At 41.0% G+C, this 20,849-nt stretch carries 16 protein-coding genes; 4 read left to right on the top strand and 12 right to left on the bottom strand.

Annotated elements, in window-relative coordinates:
* Position 1: 1 nt before the first annotated feature.
* A complete protein-coding gene (locus P2W82_RS15080; protein WP_336516734.1) occupies positions 2–850 on the bottom strand; it encodes a DUF5694 domain-containing protein in 849 nt (282 codons plus the stop codon).
* Between the two features lie 162 nt (positions 851–1,012).
* On the opposite strand from P2W82_RS15080, the gene P2W82_RS15075 reads away from it, so the two are divergent.
* From P2W82_RS15075 to P2W82_RS15065, 3 genes are all read left to right on the top strand, one after another.
* Positions 1,013–2,161: a helix-turn-helix domain-containing protein gene (locus tag P2W82_RS15075; RefSeq protein WP_336516733.1), complete on the top strand. Its 1,149-nt coding sequence runs from the start codon at positions 1,013–1,015 to the stop codon at positions 2,159–2,161.
* A gap of 129 nt (positions 2,162–2,290) precedes the next feature.
* Positions 2,291–3,841 carry an alpha/beta hydrolase family protein gene (locus tag P2W82_RS15070; protein ID WP_336516732.1) on the top strand — a complete coding sequence of 517 codons (1,551 nt, stop codon included), beginning with the start codon at positions 2,291–2,293 and terminating at the stop codon, positions 3,839–3,841.
* Between the two features lie 183 nt (positions 3,842–4,024).
* The gene (locus P2W82_RS15065; RefSeq protein ID WP_336516731.1) at positions 4,025–5,491 is read left to right on the top strand and encodes a T9SS type B sorting domain-containing protein; all 1,467 of its coding nucleotides are present in this window, start codon (positions 4,025–4,027) and stop codon (positions 5,489–5,491) included.
* Between the two features lie 91 nt (positions 5,492–5,582).
* Here the strand turns inward: P2W82_RS15065 and P2W82_RS15060 are convergent, their stop codons facing one another.
* Positions 5,583–6,668, bottom strand: coding sequence for a hypothetical protein (locus P2W82_RS15060; protein WP_336516730.1), 1,086 nt, complete (start codon positions 6,666–6,668; stop codon positions 5,583–5,585).
* Positions 6,669–6,776: 108 nt separating this feature from the next.
* On the opposite strand from P2W82_RS15060, the gene P2W82_RS15055 reads away from it, so the two are divergent.
* Positions 6,777–7,073 (top strand): LytR/AlgR family response regulator transcription factor, encoded by a 297-nt coding sequence (locus P2W82_RS15055; RefSeq protein ID WP_336516729.1) that lies wholly within the window; start codon positions 6,777–6,779, stop codon positions 7,071–7,073.
* Between the two features lie 227 nt (positions 7,074–7,300).
* Here the strand turns inward: P2W82_RS15055 and asnB are convergent, their stop codons facing one another.
* The 10 genes from asnB to P2W82_RS15005 form a co-directional block, all read right to left on the bottom strand.
* The gene (gene asnB, locus P2W82_RS15050) at positions 7,301–9,211 is read right to left on the bottom strand and encodes an asparagine synthase (glutamine-hydrolyzing) (protein ID WP_336516728.1); all 1,911 of its coding nucleotides are present in this window, start codon (positions 9,209–9,211) and stop codon (positions 7,301–7,303) included.
* A 53-nt stretch (positions 9,212–9,264) separates the two neighbouring features.
* Positions 9,265–10,377, bottom strand: a complete 1,113-nt coding sequence (locus P2W82_RS15045) for a glycosyltransferase (RefSeq protein WP_336516727.1) — start codon at positions 10,375–10,377, stop codon at positions 9,265–9,267.
* A 43-nt stretch (positions 10,378–10,420) separates the two neighbouring features.
* A complete protein-coding gene (locus P2W82_RS15040) occupies positions 10,421–11,497 on the bottom strand; it encodes an NAD-dependent epimerase/dehydratase family protein (RefSeq protein WP_336516726.1) in 1,077 nt (358 codons plus the stop codon).
* Positions 11,498–11,798: 301 nt separating this feature from the next.
* Positions 11,799–12,701 (bottom strand): alpha/beta fold hydrolase, encoded by a 903-nt coding sequence (locus tag P2W82_RS15035; protein WP_336516725.1) that lies wholly within the window; start codon positions 12,699–12,701, stop codon positions 11,799–11,801.
* A 57-nt stretch (positions 12,702–12,758) separates the two neighbouring features.
* Positions 12,759–13,169, bottom strand: coding sequence for a hypothetical protein (locus P2W82_RS15030; RefSeq protein ID WP_336516724.1), 411 nt, complete (start codon positions 13,167–13,169; stop codon positions 12,759–12,761).
* 8 nt (positions 13,170–13,177) lie between these two features.
* The gene (locus tag P2W82_RS15025) at positions 13,178–13,654 is read right to left on the bottom strand and encodes a hypothetical protein (RefSeq protein ID WP_336516723.1); all 477 of its coding nucleotides are present in this window, start codon (positions 13,652–13,654) and stop codon (positions 13,178–13,180) included.
* Positions 13,655–13,675: 21 nt separating this feature from the next.
* Complete coding sequence (locus P2W82_RS15020; RefSeq protein WP_336516722.1) at positions 13,676–14,140, bottom strand: hypothetical protein; 465 nt, start codon at positions 14,138–14,140, stop codon at positions 13,676–13,678.
* A 98-nt stretch (positions 14,141–14,238) separates the two neighbouring features.
* Entirely contained in the window at positions 14,239–14,985 is a 747-nt protein-coding gene (locus tag P2W82_RS15015; protein WP_336516721.1) for a LytR/AlgR family response regulator transcription factor, read from the bottom strand.
* 134 nt (positions 14,986–15,119) lie between these two features.
* Positions 15,120–18,317 carry a histidine kinase gene (locus P2W82_RS15010; RefSeq protein WP_336516720.1) on the bottom strand — a complete coding sequence of 1,066 codons (3,198 nt, stop codon included), beginning with the start codon at positions 18,315–18,317 and terminating at the stop codon, positions 15,120–15,122.
* 45 nt (positions 18,318–18,362) lie between these two features.
* The gene (locus P2W82_RS15005; RefSeq protein WP_336516719.1) at positions 18,363–20,735 is read right to left on the bottom strand and encodes a sensor histidine kinase; all 2,373 of its coding nucleotides are present in this window, start codon (positions 20,733–20,735) and stop codon (positions 18,363–18,365) included.
* Positions 20,736–20,849: the final 114 nt, after the last annotated feature.

Below are 20,849 nucleotides of genomic sequence, written 5' to 3'. Positions count from 1 at the left end.
TTTATTTCAACTGATCAAATTCGATAAATTCATATTCAGGAGAACTTTCCAGGAGTTGACGAAGAACTGCGGCATGTCCGTTACCAAAAACCATTAGAATTCGTTCAGTTGGATCTTTTGATAAGCGTTGAAGATTTCTGAAAATTCTAAGGTTTCGGTTATACCACCAAACAGATAATATATCAGCACCGCGTGTGTCGTCTAATTTATAGTCGCCGATCAGGTACGCACCATAACCTAACCGGTGGCTTTCTTTGGAATTTATTCTTTTGAAATAGTCCAGCAGCGTCATCTTTGATGGCAACTTGTCTTCATAGATGAGCCATTTTTTGTACATCGCGTTGTAGGGATCGCTATTATCAAAATCATAATCTGCAAACAACTTTGTAAAATAATTTGTATCAAGTTTGCTGAGTTCATTATCGAATGATTCCGCATCAATGCTATAGAGCGTATCCAATTTCAGTTCGCTTGCCAGTCTCACCGCGATCTGAATTCGCTCATCTCTCTTATCCCGCAATCCTCCCTGGTTGTACTCCCGCAATTTATTTGTTGCATTCCAACCGGGAAATGCTTCGATGGCAATTTTAGTGGGTTTGAATTTTTTTAAGTACTCAACCAGCGCCGTCACCTCTGCTTTCTTGGGATCTTTTAATACATCGATCTTATCCTGATCATCGGTTTTATGTGCATCCAGCCCGGGATAATCCAAATGAAAAGTTCCCACAACCAGTACTTTTATTCTTTCCTTAGGAAAAAATGACCCCGGCGATTGAATGGCTTCTTTTTTCTGAGCAAACAGAATACATCCATGTACTACTAAACTGAAGATAAAAAACAAGCGTTTCATTTTGCAACAAATTAAGATTGGGTAATCTTCAATGCCACTGAAAATACTAAATCGCCTTTGATTTAATCGATTTGAGTCATTAATGTTAAGCGGCAACCACTTAAATAATTCAACTTCATTCTTTGCCTCATTTTTGCCAATTTCAAGCACAAACGAAAATTCATGTCTGTACAGGCAGCAATTTTTATTTTTGCATTAGGCGGAATGCAGGGTTTGCTTTTTGTCCTTTTCCTGCTGCAAAGGAAGCTTTACCGAAGCGGATATATTTTTCTTCTCCTGTACCTCGCATCCCTTCTACTGGTGATGACATTGAAGCTGATGAATAAGCTTTGGTTGATGGATAACCTGTCCGCATACTACTCGATGACGCATTTTGTTCCATTATTCCTGGGTCCATTGATTTACCTGTTTGTAAAATCAATGATCAGGAATGAAAAATTCGAACCGGTACAGCTACTTCACTTTTTACCCGTAATTATTATCGCTGTTTTATTTTCAACCGGGCTGACAAATACCAATTCCCTTGCAGCAAAACTATTTGATCCTGGATTAAGATTGTTTCTTCTTCTTCTGAGTATTTCGGTGTACCACTATCTGGCAATTGAAATTTTCAGAAACCGATTTCAGTACAATGACGATTCAATTGCCCGAAATACATTTCTTCTCAACTGGTTCAAACCTTTTATCTGGATGTCGTTTGTTGTCAGCTTCCTCATTGTCATTGCTTTGTATCTGTTGTTCGTAAATTACCCGTACGGATATAAATACCGGTATGGCTTTGTTGCCATCACTATATTTATGTACTGGATCAGTTATTCAGCCCTGAAACAACCGGCCATCTTTTCTGTGATCCGGGGTGGTGCACTTCCTCCCGAGTCGGCCACACCTGTATTGCGTGTGCACCGACCAATAAAAAAGTACGCCAGTTCTAACCTCTCTCCGGATGAAAAGGAACGCATTTGCCAGTCGCTGGAAGCATTAATGACCCAAACAAAGCTATATCTCCATGCTGATGTAACTATTGATCAGCTGGCGGATAAGTTATCCTGCAGTCGGCATGTTTTATCGCAGGTGCTGAATGAATGTGTACAACAGACTTTTTACAATTATATCAACAGTTTTCGTATTGAACATGCCAAGCAAATGTTGAATAATGCCCGGTATAACGATAATAAAATTGCTTCGATAGCATACGATTCGGGATTCAATTCGCTATCTGCATTTAATGAAGTATTCAAAAAGATGACCGGTACAACACCTTCAAAGTTCCGCACTGAAAAATTACCATCGTCGCAACGCCAGCGCATCTGATCATTTTCGCATCGGGAATCTCATCTAATCCTGTAAAAAACAGTGAAAAAATCAAATTGTTCTCCGGAACTATCGGTCTGGTAGGAATTCGTTGCTGTGGTATTTATTTTCAGATCAAATACGAATATCATGAGACCAATCATCTCCATTGCGACTGTTTATCTTTTTTTGCAGGCTTCAGGTGGCTCAGCGCAAAGCCAGGTTTTTTATCAGCAACTTCCGACAGGCAAATATGCGGTCGGCTTCACTATAATCACCCTCACCGATGATACGAGGATTGAAAAACCGGAATACAATTACCTGGGCGAAAAAAACGAAGGAGACCGAAGGAAGAAAGTAACAATCCACCTATGGTATCCTGCGCAGGCGGGGACAGGCAGTAAGGGAATACTGTACCAGGATTATTGCTACAACAATCAGATTTCCTCTACAAAAGAAAACCTGGACACCAAAGAAAAGCAGGAACGGCTTGCAGACAAGCGAAGAACGATTGAAAACTGGTTTGGTAAAGTGACTGACAGTATATGGACCAACCTGTTGAATCAGCAAATGCTTGCAGTCGCTGATGCAAGCCCATTGAAACAACAATTTCCATTGCTGGTCGGGATGTTAAGGTCGCTGTCAACTTCTCTGACAAATGAAATGCTGGCCAGCAATGGTTATGTCGTAGCGATGGTCAGGGAAACCGGACAGGGCTCACTCGCAACATCAGGATCGGATAATTTAACCGACATGCGATTTGCGATGACATTTCTTTTGAACAAGGGAATGATTGATGGCAATCGCATAGGAACTTTTGGATTCAGTGGATCTGGTTTCGCGCAGGTTTTATTGGCAATGAACGACTATCGGATAAAAGCAGTAGCTGATATCGAAAGCGGAATCTATATGGATCGGCTATACCAAAGTCTGGCAGCATCCAACTTTTATCAACCAGCCAATCTCAGCGTACCTTTCCTTCACATTTTCAGCAAGGATCTTTCAAAACAGGAAATATTTCTTTCGGATTTCGAAAACAAAACAAAATTTACAACCCGCTACAGGCTTTTGTTGAATCAACCAGCATTACACCATTGGGATTTTGCAGTTGAAGGATATGCTTCCTGCCTGTTTTTGAATAACAGGGGCGATGCAAATCAGAATATCCGCAGGAGTTTTGAGATATCCAATCTTTATCTTCTGAATTTTTTCAATGCTGTTTTGAAAGATGATGCAAAGGCAAAAACATTTATGGAGACCAAGCCAACAATAAACAATACTTCGTCTGCTTTATGGGATATTTATACTTTTGAAAGAAGTAAACGCGCACCGGATGTGACCGAATTTGAATACATCATCAGGAACAAAGGCATTAATGAAGCTATCGCCATTGCAGAAAAAACTTTACCAGGTGATACATTGAGTAACATAAACGTCGGATTTACACTGAACAACCTGGGCTATAAATTTCTTAATGAGAAAAAATACGACTACGCTATCGCGATTTTCAAACTCAACAGCAAAATGCATCCGGAAGATCCAAATCTCATGGACAGTCTTGCCGAAGGCTATGAAGTTTCAGGCGATAAGGCTAATATGAAAAAAGTATCGCAATGGGTATTCGACATGTTAAACACGAAATCCTCTCCTACAGATTTTGAGAAAAGTTTGAAAGACAATGCAATGAAAAGACTTAAATAATATTGCGCAAAGTACATTTTCATAGATAACCGACATCTTATAAAACCGGAGCGTTCCGACGTATATATCTATTTACATTAAAACGAAGAATCAACGGGATGAATGATTATTTTTATGATCATGACGACATCTCTTGTATCAGTCAATCCATGCCTGATTTCTCTCAGTACAAACAATTAGTCAATGACGAGCAGAATTGTTTTGCTGAAAGCTTCATCCCGTTGGATTATTTTATTTCTTGCACTGCCTGTATTTGCTACTTCGGTTAAAGCTCAAATATGTACCGGAAGTCTTGGCGACCCTGTCGTCAATATCAATTTCGGTTATGGCTCTGGTACCAGCACCGGCTACACGCCTACCAATGCCTATATGCTGGTTTCGTCCAACTGTCCGAACGACGGCCAGTACACGATAACCAACGCTACTTCAGGGTGTTTTTCGAATGCCTGGCACACCGTTACAAATGATCATACCGGCGGTGGAGGATTTATGTTAGTGAATGCATCTTTTACCGCAGGAGATTTCTTTGTTGCAACGGTCGGTAATCTTTGCCCGAATACTACTTATGAATTTGCGGCCTGGATCATGAACGTTTTAAACAAGGCTGGTATAAGACCGAATATCACCTTCAGCATTGAAACTCCTGACGGAACTATTCTTCAGGATTTTTCTACCGGTGATATTCCTGAATCCAGCAGTCCTTCCTGGAAACAGTATGGCTTCTTTTTCAAAACACCTGCAGATAATCCGAACATCGTTTTACGCATGCGAAACAATGCTCCGGGTGGAAATGGGAATGATCTCGCTTTGGATGATATCACGTTCAGACCCTGCGGAGAAAAAGTAATTGCTGATATCGTCGGCTCCAACGATACAATCAACATCTGTGAAAATATCACTGCCAGTTATTATTTTTCAGGAAGCGCTTCATCTTCCTACAACTCCCCTGTTTTCCATTGGCAGGTAAGTAAAGATTCAGGTACCCATTGGGAAGACATTCCTGGTGCTACAAGTACAAGTTATACATGGAACTCGGGATTACCTGCTGGCATGTATTGGTACCGGCTCTCTGTGAGTGAAGGGTCCGTACAGGATCTTAAAGCCTGCCGCGTGGCATCAGAAAATCTTGTAGTTAATGTGAGGGCCAGACCGGAAACAGATGCCGGCCCGGATCGTGTGTCATATCTTGGAAAACCTGTTACACTTCTGGCTGTTCCTACAGGCACACAGGATGCATACAACTGGTCACCACCTGATTTCCTCGATAACACAACGATTATAAATCCACAGGCGAATCCCCCGGTAAACAAGACTTATGTACTGAAAGCCACAACGCCTTTCAGTTGCGAACGTTCGGATACTGTGAAAGTAACTGTTGTGGCAGGAATTTTTGTGCCGAATGCTTTTACACCAAACGGTGATGGCCTGAATGATCAATGGCGCGTACCTACAATCGACCCCTCGCTTGAAGCTGAAGCAACAGTTTATAACCGCTGGGGAAAAATAGTTTATCGTGCAAAACAAACCGAGATATCATGGGACGGAACTTACAGGGGAAATCCTCAACCCGCAGGAAATTATACCTGGTATATCCGGTTTAACTCCAAAGACTTTCCGTCAATGAAAGGAATATTGACCATCATCAGGTAGAAAATTTGTTCTCATGAAGACATTACCCGCCGGATAAAAAAGTGCCGACCTTGTGCCGCCACCAAACTGAAAACCTAACCATACTAAAACATCAGTCATATCTTCTCCCGCGTGTGTAGAGAAAATCACGATAACTTAAACCAAGTGTGATTTGAAAATAATTTTCTTTTATTAGTCCATTGGTTGTTGTACCGTGGCTCCCAAATTCAGTCGCAATCGTGTACAACAGTTTATCTTTATAAGAACCTCCATATCCAAACGTGAACGCGAGACCGCTGATTTGCTGACCCTTCACCTGGAGATATGATCTGTTGCTGATTACGCCGGCCTGCAGAAATCTTTTCTCGTACACCTGCCCTCCCCATGCTTTTGCAAACCAGGCATGTTGAATACCAGCTGTAAACCGATCACTGTTGACATATCTCCACCCGTTATTTACGACGTTGAGATCTCCCCAGTATTCATATTTATAATCGGCAGAAACCGTTGTTCTTTTATTATGAACGACGGTGATACCTGCTCCATAGCTCAACGGGATATATTCTGTTCTGTTGGAAATAAATTTGTCGGCGATAATGGCAACATTATTCTCCAGAATATTTAATGTACGTTCAGCATTTAGCTGAACCTCGGGCGAGAATATTGTACCAGGCGAAACTTCCATCTTCCTGCCAAGGTTCGTAGAAAATATTGCCCCGTATTCCAATTTGAATCCGCTGTAGTAATCCTGCTGTTTTGTTACCAGTGTTGTTGATGAAGATGGATTGTCAATGGTAGTATTCTGATTGATCGAGCCTCCGATATAGGAAGCTTTTACGCCGAAAGAAACATGCTTATTTACGACGATGGAATTCGTCCAGTAAAAATCATTGAGGCCACCATTGCCATCACATGTTGCGTCAAGCGAATTGTATGCTCCTTCAACATATGGCTTTCCGGTGTATTTATAATTGACATTGGTATACTGATTAAACCCGATACTGCTTCCCCAGAAATTGAACATTTTTATCGGCAATGCCAGTCCCTTCAACCAGGCATCCCTGTCGGCGCTATTGGTGCTGCTGATTGGTGTTCCCGAATAGGTGGAAGAACGCCTAGCGAGCGACGCGTTCACTGAATAATAATTTCGCTGCAGGCCACTGATTCCTGCAGGGTTATTTATTGAAACCTGCGTCATTCGAAAAAGTCTATTAATTCGGCTAACCGGGTCCGCGAGTTGATCGAACAAAAGCAAGTGAAACAACAAAAACCCAAAGACTATTTCTTCATCAATGTGGCCCACAAAATGCACAAGATATTCTACCAGGATATTCTATATTTCGAAGGCTACAAAGATTACACAAAACTATATCTGTCCACTTCAACTTCTCCCCTGCTGATCCTTCACAACCTGAAATATTTTGAAAGTATAATGGATGAGTCTGAATTCATCCGGATACATCGTTCTTATATCGTCTCTGTCAGGAAAACAAATACAATTTCGCGAAAATCCGTCACTATCGGAAACATCTCTCTTCCGGTAAGCGATAATTACAGGGATAGTCTTTTTAAGAAGATTGAAGGACCAGGTACTGACGTTTAACGTATAAAGTTGAACGTTAAACGTATCCCTATGCGGTTTCGAACATTCCGACGAAATGCGGGAATGATAGTAAGTGTGAGTCGTTCTGCAATAGCAGTTAATGTGGTTGAGCGTTGTTCGTGCAACAATGCAGATGTCAACTTCTAAAAAATCAGAAACCTGGCTTTTACAATTCGCACTGTATCCGCATCGTCTGACGTTGAACGTTATACGTTCTACGTTCAACGCTAAGCTGCAACTAATGCAGTTTTTGCTGATGTCTTACTATCGGCTTTCATCCAGCGTTTGTACCATTCAAGAAATACAAACACCAGCCAGCGTGTGCGCCACTCCACATTTTTCACTGAGATGGAAGAAATGATATTTTCCGGGAAGACACCATCTTTCACCAGTTCTGCCAATAATACATGATCAAATTTTTCTTCGACATGTTTGATCAACTGTAACGGTGGCGGAGAGAATCCACGCTTGGTATCATCGTAAAAATCTTTAGGAACATATTTAAAGAGTATCTGTTTACTGCTCCATTTCAGAATGCCATTATTGATCTTGAAATGATCAGGCAGCTGTGCAGTAAACTCCACCAGGTCCTTATCGAGGAAAGGCTCACGACCTTCAAGACTGTATTGCATTGTTGCCTTGTCCACTTTGAACAAAACCTCATTATTCATGAAAGTTTTGTAGCAGGCGCTAAGCAGGCTACTGAGATCATTTTTACGAAGTTTCACATATTCCTTCCCGAAAAGAGTTTCAGGTGTTAAACCAAAAACATCTTTTACAACCGGATTTAACTGAAATTTGAAAAGCGTTTCGTAGATATCAAGACTGTTATCTGCCTGTAAAAATTCCACCAGTTTATCTGCCTGGTATTTTTTATTACTGAACTGCGGTAGCATTCCACCGGCACCGATGGCGCTTAATTCCATTGCTCTTTTTACTGAAGATGGGAAACGCGAAAAACGACGATAATAAGCTAAAGTTTTTGGAAAGCCCGGATAGCCGCAAAGCAATTCATCACCACCATCAGCAGAAAGAGCAACAGTAACCTGCTGGCGCGCGAAACGCGACAACAACATGGAAGGAATTACCGAAGTGTCGCCGAAAGGCTCGTCAATCACATCCGGCAGGAGATGCAACATTTCATTGAACTCCTTACCGGAGCAATACAGTTCGTTATGTTCAGTTCCCAGGTGTTGTGCAATTCGTTTGGCCTTCGGGGCTTCATCATATTCATTCTCGTCAAAACCGATCGTGAATGTTTTTAATTTACTTCCATTGGTATGCTGAAGTATAGCTGCGACAATAGAACTGTCAATTCCAGCGGAAAGAAACATGCCTACCGGAACGTCAGCTACCATGCGATAATTAAATCCTTTAATCATCAGTCGTTCCATTTCTTCCAACCCTTCCTTTTCTCCTACTTTCAGTTTTGGTTTTGAATAGTAATCTTCAATATTCCAGTACTGATGTTTGGTGATATTGATCTTATCATTCAGATCAATTTCAAGATAATGACCAGCTTCAAGTTTGTATGTGTTCTTAAAAATCGTGTGCGGTTCGCGGATATAATTAAACTGGAAGAACAAAGCCATCGCGGCTTTATTAATTTCTTTTTTGAAGTTGGGATTCGGACTGAAAGCTTTCAACTCTGATCCAAACAGAAACCGATCGCCGTCGTAATACCATAACATCGGTTTCACACCGCTGCGATCCCGGCAAAGTATCATCTTCCTGGTATCTTCATCATAGATTGAAAACGCCCACATGCCGTTGAATTTTTCAAAGGCCGCAATGCCCCAGCAATCATATGCTTTCAGTATAACTTCGGTATCTGATGAAGAAGTGAAACTGTAACCTTTCTCTAAAAGTTCCTTCTGGATCTCTGCGTAGTTATAAACCTCTCCATTGTATATAATAGTCTTTGATTTATAAATCATGGGTTGATGCCCATTATAACTGGTATCGATAATCGAAAGACGACGTTGACCCAACGCAATTGTCATTTCACCATTCTGCAAAAGCCTTTCTCCACTATCATCCGGCCCTCTTTTTTCCAGCATGGTCAACATATTGGTCAACACCGGAGCTGCAGTTTCTTTACTGCCTTTTCTCTCGATAAATCCGCAGATTCCACACATACTTTTAATTTTTGTATTTGAATTCCGCCGAAACGGATTTTCTGTTTTTGTTTTTAGTTTAATACATCATCATATAACCTGCTGTACTCTTTTGTCATGTTTGCCAGGTTGAAATGTTCTATAGCATATGTCCTCGCATAATTTCCCATCTCTTCCCTTTCCTTCGGATGGTTCATGAGGTATACAATCTTTTCTTCCAATTGTTCTTTTGAAAAAGCATCCACCAACAATCCGTTTTTCCCATCGATCACTTCATCTGTACCGCCACCACGACTTGCTATTACCGGTTTTGATCCTGCCATATACTCGATGATCGAATTGGAAACACCTTCACCATGCACTGATGAATTTGTCATGAGTATTCCGATATCAAACAATTGAATCAATGATTCCACATCGGGACGCGCGCCGGTAAAAATGATCTTTTTGTTGAGCATTGCCGGAGGCACTTTTGCCATCATTGCTTCCATCAACTCACCTTTCCCAACCAACATAAAACTCATCTTTGGAAAACGACTGCACAATTCCACTGCAGCATTCACAACCGTTTCATAATCTTTCCTGCGCTGAAATGCAGCCACCATTCCCACCACAAATGGCTTTTCATCTGCTTGTCCGAAAATCTCTGCCGCCAGTTGTTCCCGGTCTTTCAGATTTTCAAACCTCCGGAAATCAATTCCGTTATATACGCAAACCGATTTCTTTGCCGGCGCCTTATATGACCTGATACCTGCTTTAGAGTTTGCAATAACAAGGTCTGAAAAAGGAAAACTCATCTGCGTACGGAGAAATTCTTTGTCACTATAACCAGCACGCAACGGCGCGTCAGCGATAATTCCGTTTACAAATTTAGTACGCTGCCCTACCAATGTTGGAATCAGGAAAAAGCTGGCAAGCGAACTCCACGAATGAATGATATCCGGCTTCTTTTCTTTTACCAGTTTGTATAATCTTCTGAAAGCAGACAGATCGTATTTTGATTGTCTTTCGATCAGTACGAGGTCAATCGGCAATTGATGTACGTAGTCATATTCGACAATATCATTCAGGATCACCAGAGTGATGGAATAATTTCCATCTTTCAGTAATCCCTTGATCAGTTCCAGCAACCTGCGTTCCCGGCCGCCCTTGATCAGGCTGTCATTTATCATCAAAACAGATCGCATATCGACAATTGGTTAATAAACCTGAATTTTTTGTTACTCAGTTTCAAACTGCTGACTTGTCCGCATTTTCCGGTACCGGCAGATTTTTATAGGCACGATACCATTTTACAAAACGCCCTAAACCATCAGTCAATGAGGTATGTTTCATTTTTCCGATGATGGACTCCAAAGCGGATACATCGGCATAAGTGGTTAACACATCCCCCGCCTGCATAGGCTTATTGATTCGTATTGCTTCCAGCTGCAATTGTTTTTCCAGTTCTCTTATGAATGTATCCAACACCACAGGATCAGAATGCCCGATGTTCAATATCCGGTACAAAGCTGACCCTTTCACACCGGGTTCTGCTTCTTTTTCCGTTTCGGGTTTATTCACCAGCCTTTCGATGGCATCCACGATGTCATCCACATAAGTAAAATCCCTTTGCAGGTTACCATTGTTGAAGATCGAAATCGGCTCTCCGTTCGTGATTTTTTCAGAGAAACTGAAGTAGGCCATATCAGGCCTTCCCCAGGGACCGTACACTGTGAAAAACCGCAATCCTGTCAGAGGCACACGATACAGATGGCTATAAGTATAGGCCATCAGTTCATTACTTTTTTTGGTTGCGGCATAGAGTGACACCGGTTTATCCACGGGGATATCTTCGCGGAAGGGAACTTCTGTGCGGTTGCCGTAAACACTGGAAGAACTTGCGAAGAGCAAATGTTTCACGGGCCAGTGCCTGCAACATTCCAGTATGTTGTAAAAACCTGTGATATTACAGGAAATATATTCATCGGGATGGGTGATGCTATAACGAACACCGGCCTGGGCCGCCAGGTGCAGCACATAATCAAACCCTTCTGTGTTGAAGAGTTTTTCAAGAGCAGATTTGTCCCGGATATCCAATTTTGCAAACCGATAGGAAGGGAATTTTGCACTGGTGACAAGTTCATTTTCCTTCAGTGGCCCGGCGTTAATACCTGATTCAGCGAGACGGCCTTTTTTCAGCTCAGGATCGTAATAACTATTCAGATTATCAATTCCAACTACCTGGTAACCAGATGCGCAGAGTTTTTTCACCATATGAAATCCTATAAATCCGGCGGCACCCGTTACCAATATTTTTGGCGTCATTCTTTTGTGGTTTTGGCTTTATCAGCACTTCTTTTAAAACAGATAAAAAACCAAAATATCATTGTTTTTGGTTTTCAATAATTTCAGTAGAATTCCGCAGAATCTACCGATCACTTAAAACTCAAATAAAGGGCGTTTTAGTATACTTTCAGGTATTAAATGCGGTAAAATTCAGGCATTTACGCATCTGATCGATTTCACCCATGGGTTTTGAGGATTTTTCGCATGGAGATTGGGCTTAACGCGGAAGATAAACCCAAAAATAAGCTTTAGTCGCGGTTGTTGCAATAGCCCGGACCGGTCATTTTGCCCCGATCGAATCGAGGATCTGCCGGAGGATCCGGTTAAAATCGCCCGGTTTTTCGATCATAGGGTAATGCCCGGTTGCGTGAATGGGGAAAACCTGGAAAGAAGCGCCAGTTGCCCTCGCTAAGGAAGCCGTGTCCGTCTTATTCGCATCGCTGTTTAATAGATTCAATCTCAGCTTTAACTGTCCTAACTTTTCGGTTTCTTTAGGAGAATAATCGATGATCGCTTTCATGGCTTCCACCGATGCGCGGCGATTACAATTCAGTATATCCTCCTTCACTCTTTTTCTTACAGATGAATCTGTTGATTTATGAAAAAGCGACTGTTCAGCATATGGGATGACTGTATTCTGGTAATCAGCATTCATTTTCTGCATAAAATCTTCTATTTCTTTTTTCTCTTCCGCTGAAAATTCTTTTCCAGGTTGATTGAAGTTATCAATACCAATTAAGCCGATAATTTTTTCAGGATATCGTATTGCAGCTTCGAGAATTACGTCACCGCTCATGCTGTGTCCGATCAGTACAACATGTTTTAATTGCAATTGACTGATTACCGAATCAACATCAGCAGCATAATTCTCAATAGAGTAGCTGGTTCTGCTGGTGTCAGAATTTCCAAAACCAGCCTGGTCAATGGCAACAACATTGTATTGTGGAGAAAAAAATGCCAGCTGACTATCCCAATATGTTTTATTTATTGCCCAGCCATGTAAAAACAACAAAGTAGTATCCTTATCTCCAGAAATTATATAACTCAGCTTAGTGCCGTCACCGGCAGTAACGACGGCCGGCAATGCTTTAACATCATCGTGTAATTCAGTCTTTTTCTCTGAAGTAGTGCAGGAAAAAATTGTCGCAACACAGGCAAGAAAGAACAATCTTCTGTTTCGCATTTTATTCATGGTTTTCAGAAATTGAAAATACCAAAAAGAAAAGCGTCTTCAGGGCAATTATTTTTTCCGGCTCTCTTTGACTTTACTATTTCCAGATTGAATCATTTTTAATGCGTAAACTATCATGCCAATGCCGAATAAGAATATACCAATCGATCCTGTGATCGGAGGATTATCTTCTTTTATCAGATTAATTCCGCTTAATATCCCAAGAGCTGCCAATGCGCATCCACCAACAAAAATAACCACGCCCCGCCTCCTTATTTTTCTACCTTCTTTCAGCAGTCCGGAACCTGGTGAATGCTTCTCAAAACGGATATTTCGATTCGAATCATTCGTCGAACGAGTAAAATCCTGCAGCGGATAAAATGGTTTACTGAACATCGCTATCGACGGCAAAAATGTGTTCTGGCTATGCACCAGTTGCATTAAGACTAAAGCACAAATCAAAAGCAATATATACTTCATATCAATAGTTAATGCTTCTTGCGCTTAAGCAATTCTGTGAGATTAAAATTTAATTTCAACGCCGGATAATTTTTGAATTCGCTTTTTGAAATTTCAGGCATCGGGTATTGCTCATCTTCAAAGCTTAACCTTATTGCCTTTTTCCTGTTTTCATGACTATTGCCTAGTTGTAATGCTCCGATATAGTTCAACAGTAAACCAGCCAGACCCATTGCAAGACCCAGATTGGCCTTAGCCTGATCAGCGTCACTATAATCACCATAGCTATAAAAGTCGGGATCATATTTGCTGGTAATTATTCCGACGGTAACCACGCCTGCAACCACGAACGCAGTTCCTGTTGTCAGGCAGACTATTCCACTTGTTTTTTGTTGTTTTGATTTCTTTAGTAAGGCAGACACTTCGTCGGTCAATGTTTCCTGGCAATACACAGAAAGAAACATTGAAGAAAAAGAAATAAACATAACGAGAAATTTGACTTTCATAAATGGTGTTTTGAAGGTTTATTAAAGTGCAAATGACAATCCCACAGAGGGAATGTATTTCGTAAATTGAGGTAGAGGTTGAATTGGTGTTGTTTTGAATGTGAGTCTTACCCTGCTCCTATTTATCTTATTGTGCGAACCAATAAGCACAGGAATGGACGCGATCATTGCTCCTGCGCCTGCAAAAAAGATGATCACACCGACATATAATGGAGCATCACTATAGCTATAAGCATATCCTAAAGCAGCTGTTACTAAACCCAATGTCACAGCGCCACCTCCTACTGTTAGTAATAATATGCCTTGTTTGTGCTGTTTTTTGCCTTTGAGGTACAAACTGGAGTCGACGATACTATATTTGGTATCGGCATCCCGAACCGATTTCTGCTGTGCAATTGTTTCAATTGAGTTGAATAAAATAATCAGGAGAAATAAACTCCATTTGAGCGGCTGTAATATTTGAAGAGAATGATTTGGTTCATGCATACAAAAAAGTTTTGATCCATTCGATTAATGGACTGTGTGAATAAAAATTGCAAATTTTTATTGATAGACTGAATTCAGAGTAGGATAGAAGCCGTTACTTATTTTTTCAAGCCCAGCTTCTGCATCACTTCTTCCTTCCTGGACTTAGACACAGGCAGTTGCTCTCCGGAACTAAGTTTAACATATCCTCCGTCAGTACGGATAAAATGTGTTACACAACGGATATTCACCAGGGTACTGTGATGTATCCTTTGAAATATTTCAGGCGCAAGTAATTCTTCAATATCGCCGAGCGATTTGGATACAAGGATATGTGTATTGTTATCGAGGTAAACTTTTGTATAAGCGCCTTCGGCACTACAGTAAATGATATGCTTAAAATCTACAAATTCATAGCCATCCCTGTTCGGTAAAGCAATTTTCTGATCTTCATCGCTTCGCCTGAAATTCTTCAATAAATTATCGATATGAATATTGTTGTTATCCTGGCTTTTTAGTTCTGCTTTTCTTACCGCTTCCTTCAGATCTTTTGAATCTATAGGTTTTAACAGATAATCGATAGCACTCAGGCGAAATGCACGGGCAGCGAACCGGTCGTGTGCTGTTGTAAAAATGATGCTGAAATCGACACGATCAATCATCTCCAGCATTTCAAAACCATTCATCCATGGCATCTCGATATCCAGGAAAACAAGATCTGGCTTTTCCTTTTTTATTGCCAGAATACCCTCCTTGCCAGAGGCACACATGCACATAACTTTCACGCCCGGGCAATGCTGCCTGATATCACTTAGAAGCATTTCTCTGCTCTGCAGCTCATCATCAATAATTAAGGCTTTCAACATAGTTCCTCATTGTTAAGCTACCAAATTACCAAACCGGTTGAAAAGGTATTTAGCTGGTGACCGGTTTGGCTTAACAGTTTGATCAACCAATCTGACAATATAATATTTCAATCCCGCAGAAAAGATGCCGACGTTTACCTGAGACTGAAAATAATTTTTACCGATGTTCCCCTCGCGTCAATCCCATCGTACTTATCCGTAATCTCAAGACTTGCTTCCGAATTTTTCAGTTTCTTTTCCAGTTCCAAACGGGCCTGGCTCAGACCGAGTCCGCGTGATTGGTGTGTAATATCATTTGCTGCTTTATTCTGCTTCGACATTTCTCTCCCGATGCCATCGTCATCGACTTCACAAACGACGGAATGCTGGTCACTGCTTACTTTCAATTCGAGCAACCCATGACCCTTGGGAGCGATTCCATGCCAAAGTGCATTTTCTATGAAGGGTTGAACGATAAGCGCTGGAACATAGATGGATTTAATATCGATATCAGTATTTATGTCAACAGAATATTTTAATCTCTCAGAAAAACGAAGTGCCTCGAGTTGCAAATACAATTTGCAGGTTTCTATTTCATCATGAAGGGAAATCTCTTTTTTGTCTGCATTGTTAAAAAGGTACCGGATAAGTTTCGAAAATGTTGTGAGGTAATCAGTAGCTTTTTCTGTTTCCTGTTGCGCAATTAAAGCTTTGATGGAATTGAGGCAGTTGAAAATAAAGTGCGGATTCATTTGTGCCCTCAATGCTTTTGCTTCCAGTTCCAGCAGATCTTTTTCATACTGAAGCCTTGTTTGGGCCGAGATTCGTACAGACGAAATGCGCCACTGTACAAATGCAAATACCACCAGAATAACTGCCAGTATACACGCCCATCGAAACCACAAAGTCTGCCACCAGGCGGGTAATATTTCAATTGAATAATCTACCGGTTGCTGATCCCACATTCCTCCCGTCATCTGTGCTTTTAAAAGGAAATGATAAGTGCCGGGAGAAAGGTGGTTATAGGTCACTTCCCTGTTGAAAAAATCGGCATACTTCCATCCCATATCAACGCCCGATAACTGGTACGCATACTCTATTCTTTCGGGGAAAACAAATTCCGATGTTGAAAAAGTCAGACTTATTGTTGACTCCGAATAAGGCAACACTATCTTTTTTGATACGTCCGGATTATTAAACCTCTGCGATGTGTCATATCTCATTGTGTTGAGAACCGGTGTATAATGAAATTCATTTCTATTAAATTCGCTATAGTCATAAAACTCAAAACGATTGGCGCCACCCAGCACCAATCGATGATTTGCATTAAGCATCGAAAACACCCTCGGATTTCCAAGTCCGTTATTCTTATCAAACATGAAAGATTTCTGCCCCTTATAGCTGTACGCCAGGATACCCCGTTCTCCTTCCAAAAACATCATCTCAAAATCACCACCGATAATATTTGTATAGTATCCGTTCATTAGACCACGCTCGCCCCATTTTATTGAATCAACACATTTTAACGAAACAGGATCGATGATGCGAAGGCCAGAATATCGTTTGATCAAAACGAGTTTACCGGAACTCATTAAAGCTACTTTGAGTATGTCCGTCTTTTTTGTTGTATCTCCTGTTATCTCCAACTCGGCAATTTCGTTTAGTTGCCCTTTGGTTAAATCATATTGAGCTATCCCGGCGTCTTTGACCAGGTAAACCAGGTTTCTGATACTATCATAAGCTAATGGTGAAAAGGTTATACGTACTTTCCGGTTTGCTGTAAAATCCGGGATAAACAAAGTATCTGCCCTCAGGTTTTTGTGACGTACAAAATAAACCCTTTGCCTTTCCGAGTGTTGTAACAGGATATCCCCTTCTTTGGTTGCAACGACATCATCAAATTCCCCTTGCGCATCCAACCATTTCAGTGAAGGAATAATTTTTCCGAGGGTAGCAAATTCATTTTGACCCGGCAATAGGATATTCATTTGCCATCCGGAAATCCACAATCTTCCCGAGCCATCTTTTGTAATTCTGTCGGTACAGGTTTCATTAAAAGCATAGGCTGTCCGGCAGAGATTACCATGAATCAGTTTTATGATCCTGAAAGTTGAATCAAGCACATATAAGCCCTGCGCAAATCTTACCGCGCAGTAGTACTGGGCCGAAGCCGGGTCAAAATAGATTCCACGAAGTTCGCGGGCATGCCTCAGCTCCTCATGGGTTTCATTGGGTACCATGGTCAGCTGAAGCCTGCTGAACAAGGGAATATTGATGTAAAGAAGACCATTGCGTAACACCCAGATATTTCCTTTCCTGTCAGTCTCAAAATAGCTGACCCTGTCAATTTCAGTTTCGTTGGAAGTGATGTGAAGGGGGATGAGTTTCTTCTCTGCCAGGTTAAACATTCCGCAACCGATGCTCCCATTCGATGCTCCCAGCAGATAGTTGTTCTGATCAAATTTTACAAAGGATGGAACAATGTATCCGGCAACCGGTTTTCCAGGATTTAGTTTTTCGTTTCTCAGGTATATCGTAGCGTCACCAGTGTTTGTATTGTATTTTGCAAATCCACCGTTCCAAATATTAAACCAGATTGTTGAATCGTCTGGTAAATCCATTTTCTGAACATCGTAGTATGTCTTATCTTCCCCAATAGCATTGTACAAAGGTGTTTGTACTGTAAACTTACGACTGATTGTTCCCGTGAGTTTATCAAATATCATGATTCCATTAAAGGTTCCCAGCCATAATTTTCCGTGATCTTTTTTATTCAACGCAATACACCTGACTGTATTCCGAAGCCGGTTATCCCAGTCAGGATTTTGCTTTTCTTCAAGGTTATAATGCTTAAGGTTTTTACTCCCGGGATCATATATAAAAAATCCCGCGGAAATGGCCCCGGCATAAACCACGCCATCGTCATCAATAAAGATAGAATTGATTGAACAAACCGGTGACCGTTTACCTTTCTCATCGAGGGGAATCGAAGTGAAATGTCCATTTTTCCGGTCGAAGTAAATCAATCCCGTAAATGTTCCGATATAGAGATTGTGTTGTTTGTCTTCAGCAATGGATATGATTGAACTCAGCTGGAATTTTCCAACCTCGCTTTCGTCAGAATACTGCACCGTCCCAGATCCGTCGAATGAGGTAAGTCCACGACTGGTCGAAAACCACATCAATCCATCTGACGTAAAATAGAAATAAGAAGAGGTGACGAGTGGAAGAAAGGGATAACTGATCTGCCGGAATGCGGGTGTCACAAAATCCTGTTGGGCAAAAACTTTGTTGACGATGATTAACAGGAAGACTCCGGTTATTCGAGGTATAAGTTTTAGAAGGAGGTCCATCCTTTTATACAGTCATTTTTGATCTCAAAAATTCAGTAACCAACTTTACAAATCAAATGTCAGTTTCACCAAAGTACCAGATGCAATTGTGCCATTATACTTATCTGTTATTTCCACCGCAGCAGTGCTGCTATTCAATATTTTCTCAAGTTCAAGGCGGGTTTGACATAGCTTCATACCCATCGATTCATGGATCTTCGCAGATTCTGGTTTATTCTGTCTCGATGTCACGCGTCCTATTCCATCATCCTCTATTTCACAAACGACATTCTTATTTTCTCCGTAAACTCTTACCCATAAGGTGCCAGATCCTTTTGGCATTATTCCATGCCAGATGGCATTCTCAATAAAGGGTTGGATAATCAAAGCAGGAACAAAAACAGATTTAAGGTCGATCCCTTCATCAATTAAAAAATGCCACCCGAGCTTCCCGTCCAGGCGCATTGATTCCAACTGAGTATATAAACGACAGGTTTCGATTTCATTAAACAACGTAATGTTCTTCTTATCGGAATTCTGGAAAACAACCCTGATAAGTTTTGAAAATGTGGTCAGATAGTCAACTGATTTCTGCTTATCTCCATTCAATATGTGAGCTTTTATAGAATTAAGACAATTGAAAATAAAATGCGGGTTCATCTGCGCACGAAGCGCTCTTGCTTCCATTTCAAGCAATTCCATTTCATATTTGGCTTTTGTTCGTTCCTGCTTACGAACAATTTTTACGCGCCATGTGACGATGATATAAATAATCAACGAGGCCCCGCCAATTATCAGAACCCAGAACCACCACTGCTTCCATAATTCTTTTCGTATCGTTATAGTTAGTTTTTCCTTGTGCTGAATCCATTGGCCACCCTCTTTTTTAACCCTGACGTACAAATGATATTCTCCGGGTTTTAAACTTAACGCGTTTACGAAATTCATTCGTTCATCGGCAAATGAAAAAGGCAAATCGTTCCATTCATCACTCAATCCTTCCAGTTTCCAGGAAAGAGTAATTTTATCCTCGTGCGAAAAACCCCGAACAACAAACATGAAACTCAGGTTATTTTCATTGCTTCGCAGATTGATATGGCCATTATCCCCAAGAGCGGGTGTGAAGCCATAAAGAGTTTCAAAACGTATGTTATTTACCATCAGATCCTCAAGCGCGACCTGCCTGAAATTGCTGTCTGGCTTTACCGATGCAAATGTTGGATTTGCTAAGGCCGATTTACTCCAATACATCCAACCTCCCTTAATCAGTATCAGATTCCCGGAAACATCAATTTTTATATCTGTTGTTTTATCAGGACTGTATTTGAAAGATGTATCATTGATAAGTTTATACTCGCCGCTATTGATATTAAAAATTGCGGGAAGCGACTCATTTAATGCAACAAAGAATTCATCATCAGATTTTCTCGCAAAGGCCGCGATCTGCTGTGTTCCGAATTCTTTATTTAATGGATAATATCGGATTTGATCGTTCATTTGATTAATACTTCCCATGCCGGATTCAAGTGTGCTAAACCAGGTCTTAATAGAATTCGGCCTCATTTCGATCTGGGTGACGGTAACATTTTGCTTATCACTGTTGGTGAATAAGGATATTGTTCGTCCGGTTGTTTTGTCATAAATAAAAATTCCATGATCGGTGCCCAACAAAATACTCTGTGGGTTGTGAGGGTCGTGCGCAAACGAATGAAAATGTATTCCCCGATCGATATGCAGTTTTTTAATTTTCTTTGCTCCTTCGGTGACAAACATATCAGCGGTGTCCAGCGATAGCTTGAAAGTATATTCTCTAAAAGGAATCCTGCCTCCTTCGATTTTTTTAGGAGGAGAAGGCGAAAAAATCTTTGTAGCTGATTCAACAATAAATAATGTATCATCAGAAGTGGTTACATATAAGTCTCCACCTGCATCCAACCAGATGTTGCGTACATTCTTTCCAGCGGGAAAATTAAATGGCGGTGGTTCGATTTGGTCATACGAAAATCTGGTATCGACAAAACCAAAATGATTTCCTTCTGACACTACATATAAAATGTTGTCGGGACCCTCAGCGACAGATTTTATACCGTTTTTATCCAGGTACAGATCTCTATTTATTCCCCTTAATCTTTGCCCCGGGATGGGTTTTCCAACACTATCATACACAGTCAGGGAGTGTCCGAATGTTACCTCCATATTATCAAGCACAACAAAAACAGGAGCAGAATGTGTTATTAATGCAGATCCTTTTGTAGTGGGAAAGATATTATAAAATCGAAGAGGTCGCTCTGTACTGTAAAGGCCTTCCGGAAATCTCGAGAATTGCTGCGCCGGACATATGAGGTGGCACACGATGTTAAGAAAAGTCAGCAAAGACAAATGCCTGGAGTTCATATACAAAACTATAGATACCATCAGGTGTGTCGCAGGGTATTTCACCCATCTCCATTTTCGATGTACAGGAAATAGATTTCATTTGGTACCTGGCCTTCGCTCAAAACACAGGATATTTCTAATGCGTTATAAATTAATGCTTTTTATCTGCTATCCCAA

This window comes from Pollutibacter soli, assembly GCA_029269725.1.
GTDB classification, from domain to species: domain Bacteria; phylum Bacteroidota; class Bacteroidia; order Chitinophagales; family Chitinophagaceae; genus Pollutibacter; species Pollutibacter soli.
Note: the sequence above shows the minus strand (reverse complement) of the source record. Positions and strands in the feature narration are given on the sequence as shown.

What these genes read in the sequence shown, in the direction of transcription:
- P2W82_RS15080 (WP_336516734.1), bottom strand. Translation starts at nt 850, where the DNA reads ATGAAACGCTTGTTTTTTATCTTCAGTTTAGTAGTACATGGATGTATT.
- P2W82_RS15075 (WP_336516733.1), top strand. Translation starts at nt 1,013, where the DNA reads ATGTCTGTACAGGCAGCAATTTTTATTTTTGCATTAGGCGGAATGCAG.
- P2W82_RS15070 (WP_336516732.1), top strand. Translation starts at nt 2,291, where the DNA reads ATGAGACCAATCATCTCCATTGCGACTGTTTATCTTTTTTTGCAGGCT.
- P2W82_RS15065 (WP_336516731.1), top strand. Translation starts at nt 4,025, where the DNA reads ATGACGAGCAGAATTGTTTTGCTGAAAGCTTCATCCCGTTGGATTATT.
- P2W82_RS15060 (WP_336516730.1), bottom strand. Translation starts at nt 6,668, where the DNA reads ATGACGCAGGTTTCAATAAATAACCCTGCAGGAATCAGTGGCCTGCAG.
- P2W82_RS15055 (WP_336516729.1), top strand. Translation starts at nt 6,777, where the DNA reads ATGCACAAGATATTCTACCAGGATATTCTATATTTCGAAGGCTACAAA.
- asnB (WP_336516728.1), bottom strand. Translation starts at nt 9,211, where the DNA reads ATGTGTGGAATCTGCGGATTTATCGAGAGAAAAGGCAGTAAAGAAACT.
- P2W82_RS15045 (WP_336516727.1), bottom strand. Translation starts at nt 10,377, where the DNA reads ATGCGATCTGTTTTGATGATAAATGACAGCCTGATCAAGGGCGGCCGG.
- P2W82_RS15040 (WP_336516726.1), bottom strand. Translation starts at nt 11,497, where the DNA reads ATGACGCCAAAAATATTGGTAACGGGTGCCGCCGGATTTATAGGATTT.
- P2W82_RS15035 (WP_336516725.1), bottom strand. Translation starts at nt 12,701, where the DNA reads ATGCGAAACAGAAGATTGTTCTTTCTTGCCTGTGTTGCGACAATTTTT.
- P2W82_RS15030 (WP_336516724.1), bottom strand. Translation starts at nt 13,169, where the DNA reads ATGAAGTATATATTGCTTTTGATTTGTGCTTTAGTCTTAATGCAACTG.
- P2W82_RS15025 (WP_336516723.1), bottom strand. Translation starts at nt 13,654, where the DNA reads ATGAAAGTCAAATTTCTCGTTATGTTTATTTCTTTTTCTTCAATGTTT.
- P2W82_RS15020 (WP_336516722.1), bottom strand. Translation starts at nt 14,140, where the DNA reads ATGCATGAACCAAATCATTCTCTTCAAATATTACAGCCGCTCAAATGG.
- P2W82_RS15015 (WP_336516721.1), bottom strand. Translation starts at nt 14,985, where the DNA reads ATGTTGAAAGCCTTAATTATTGATGATGAGCTGCAGAGCAGAGAAATG.
- P2W82_RS15010 (WP_336516720.1), bottom strand. Translation starts at nt 18,317, where the DNA reads ATGGACCTCCTTCTAAAACTTATACCTCGAATAACCGGAGTCTTCCTG.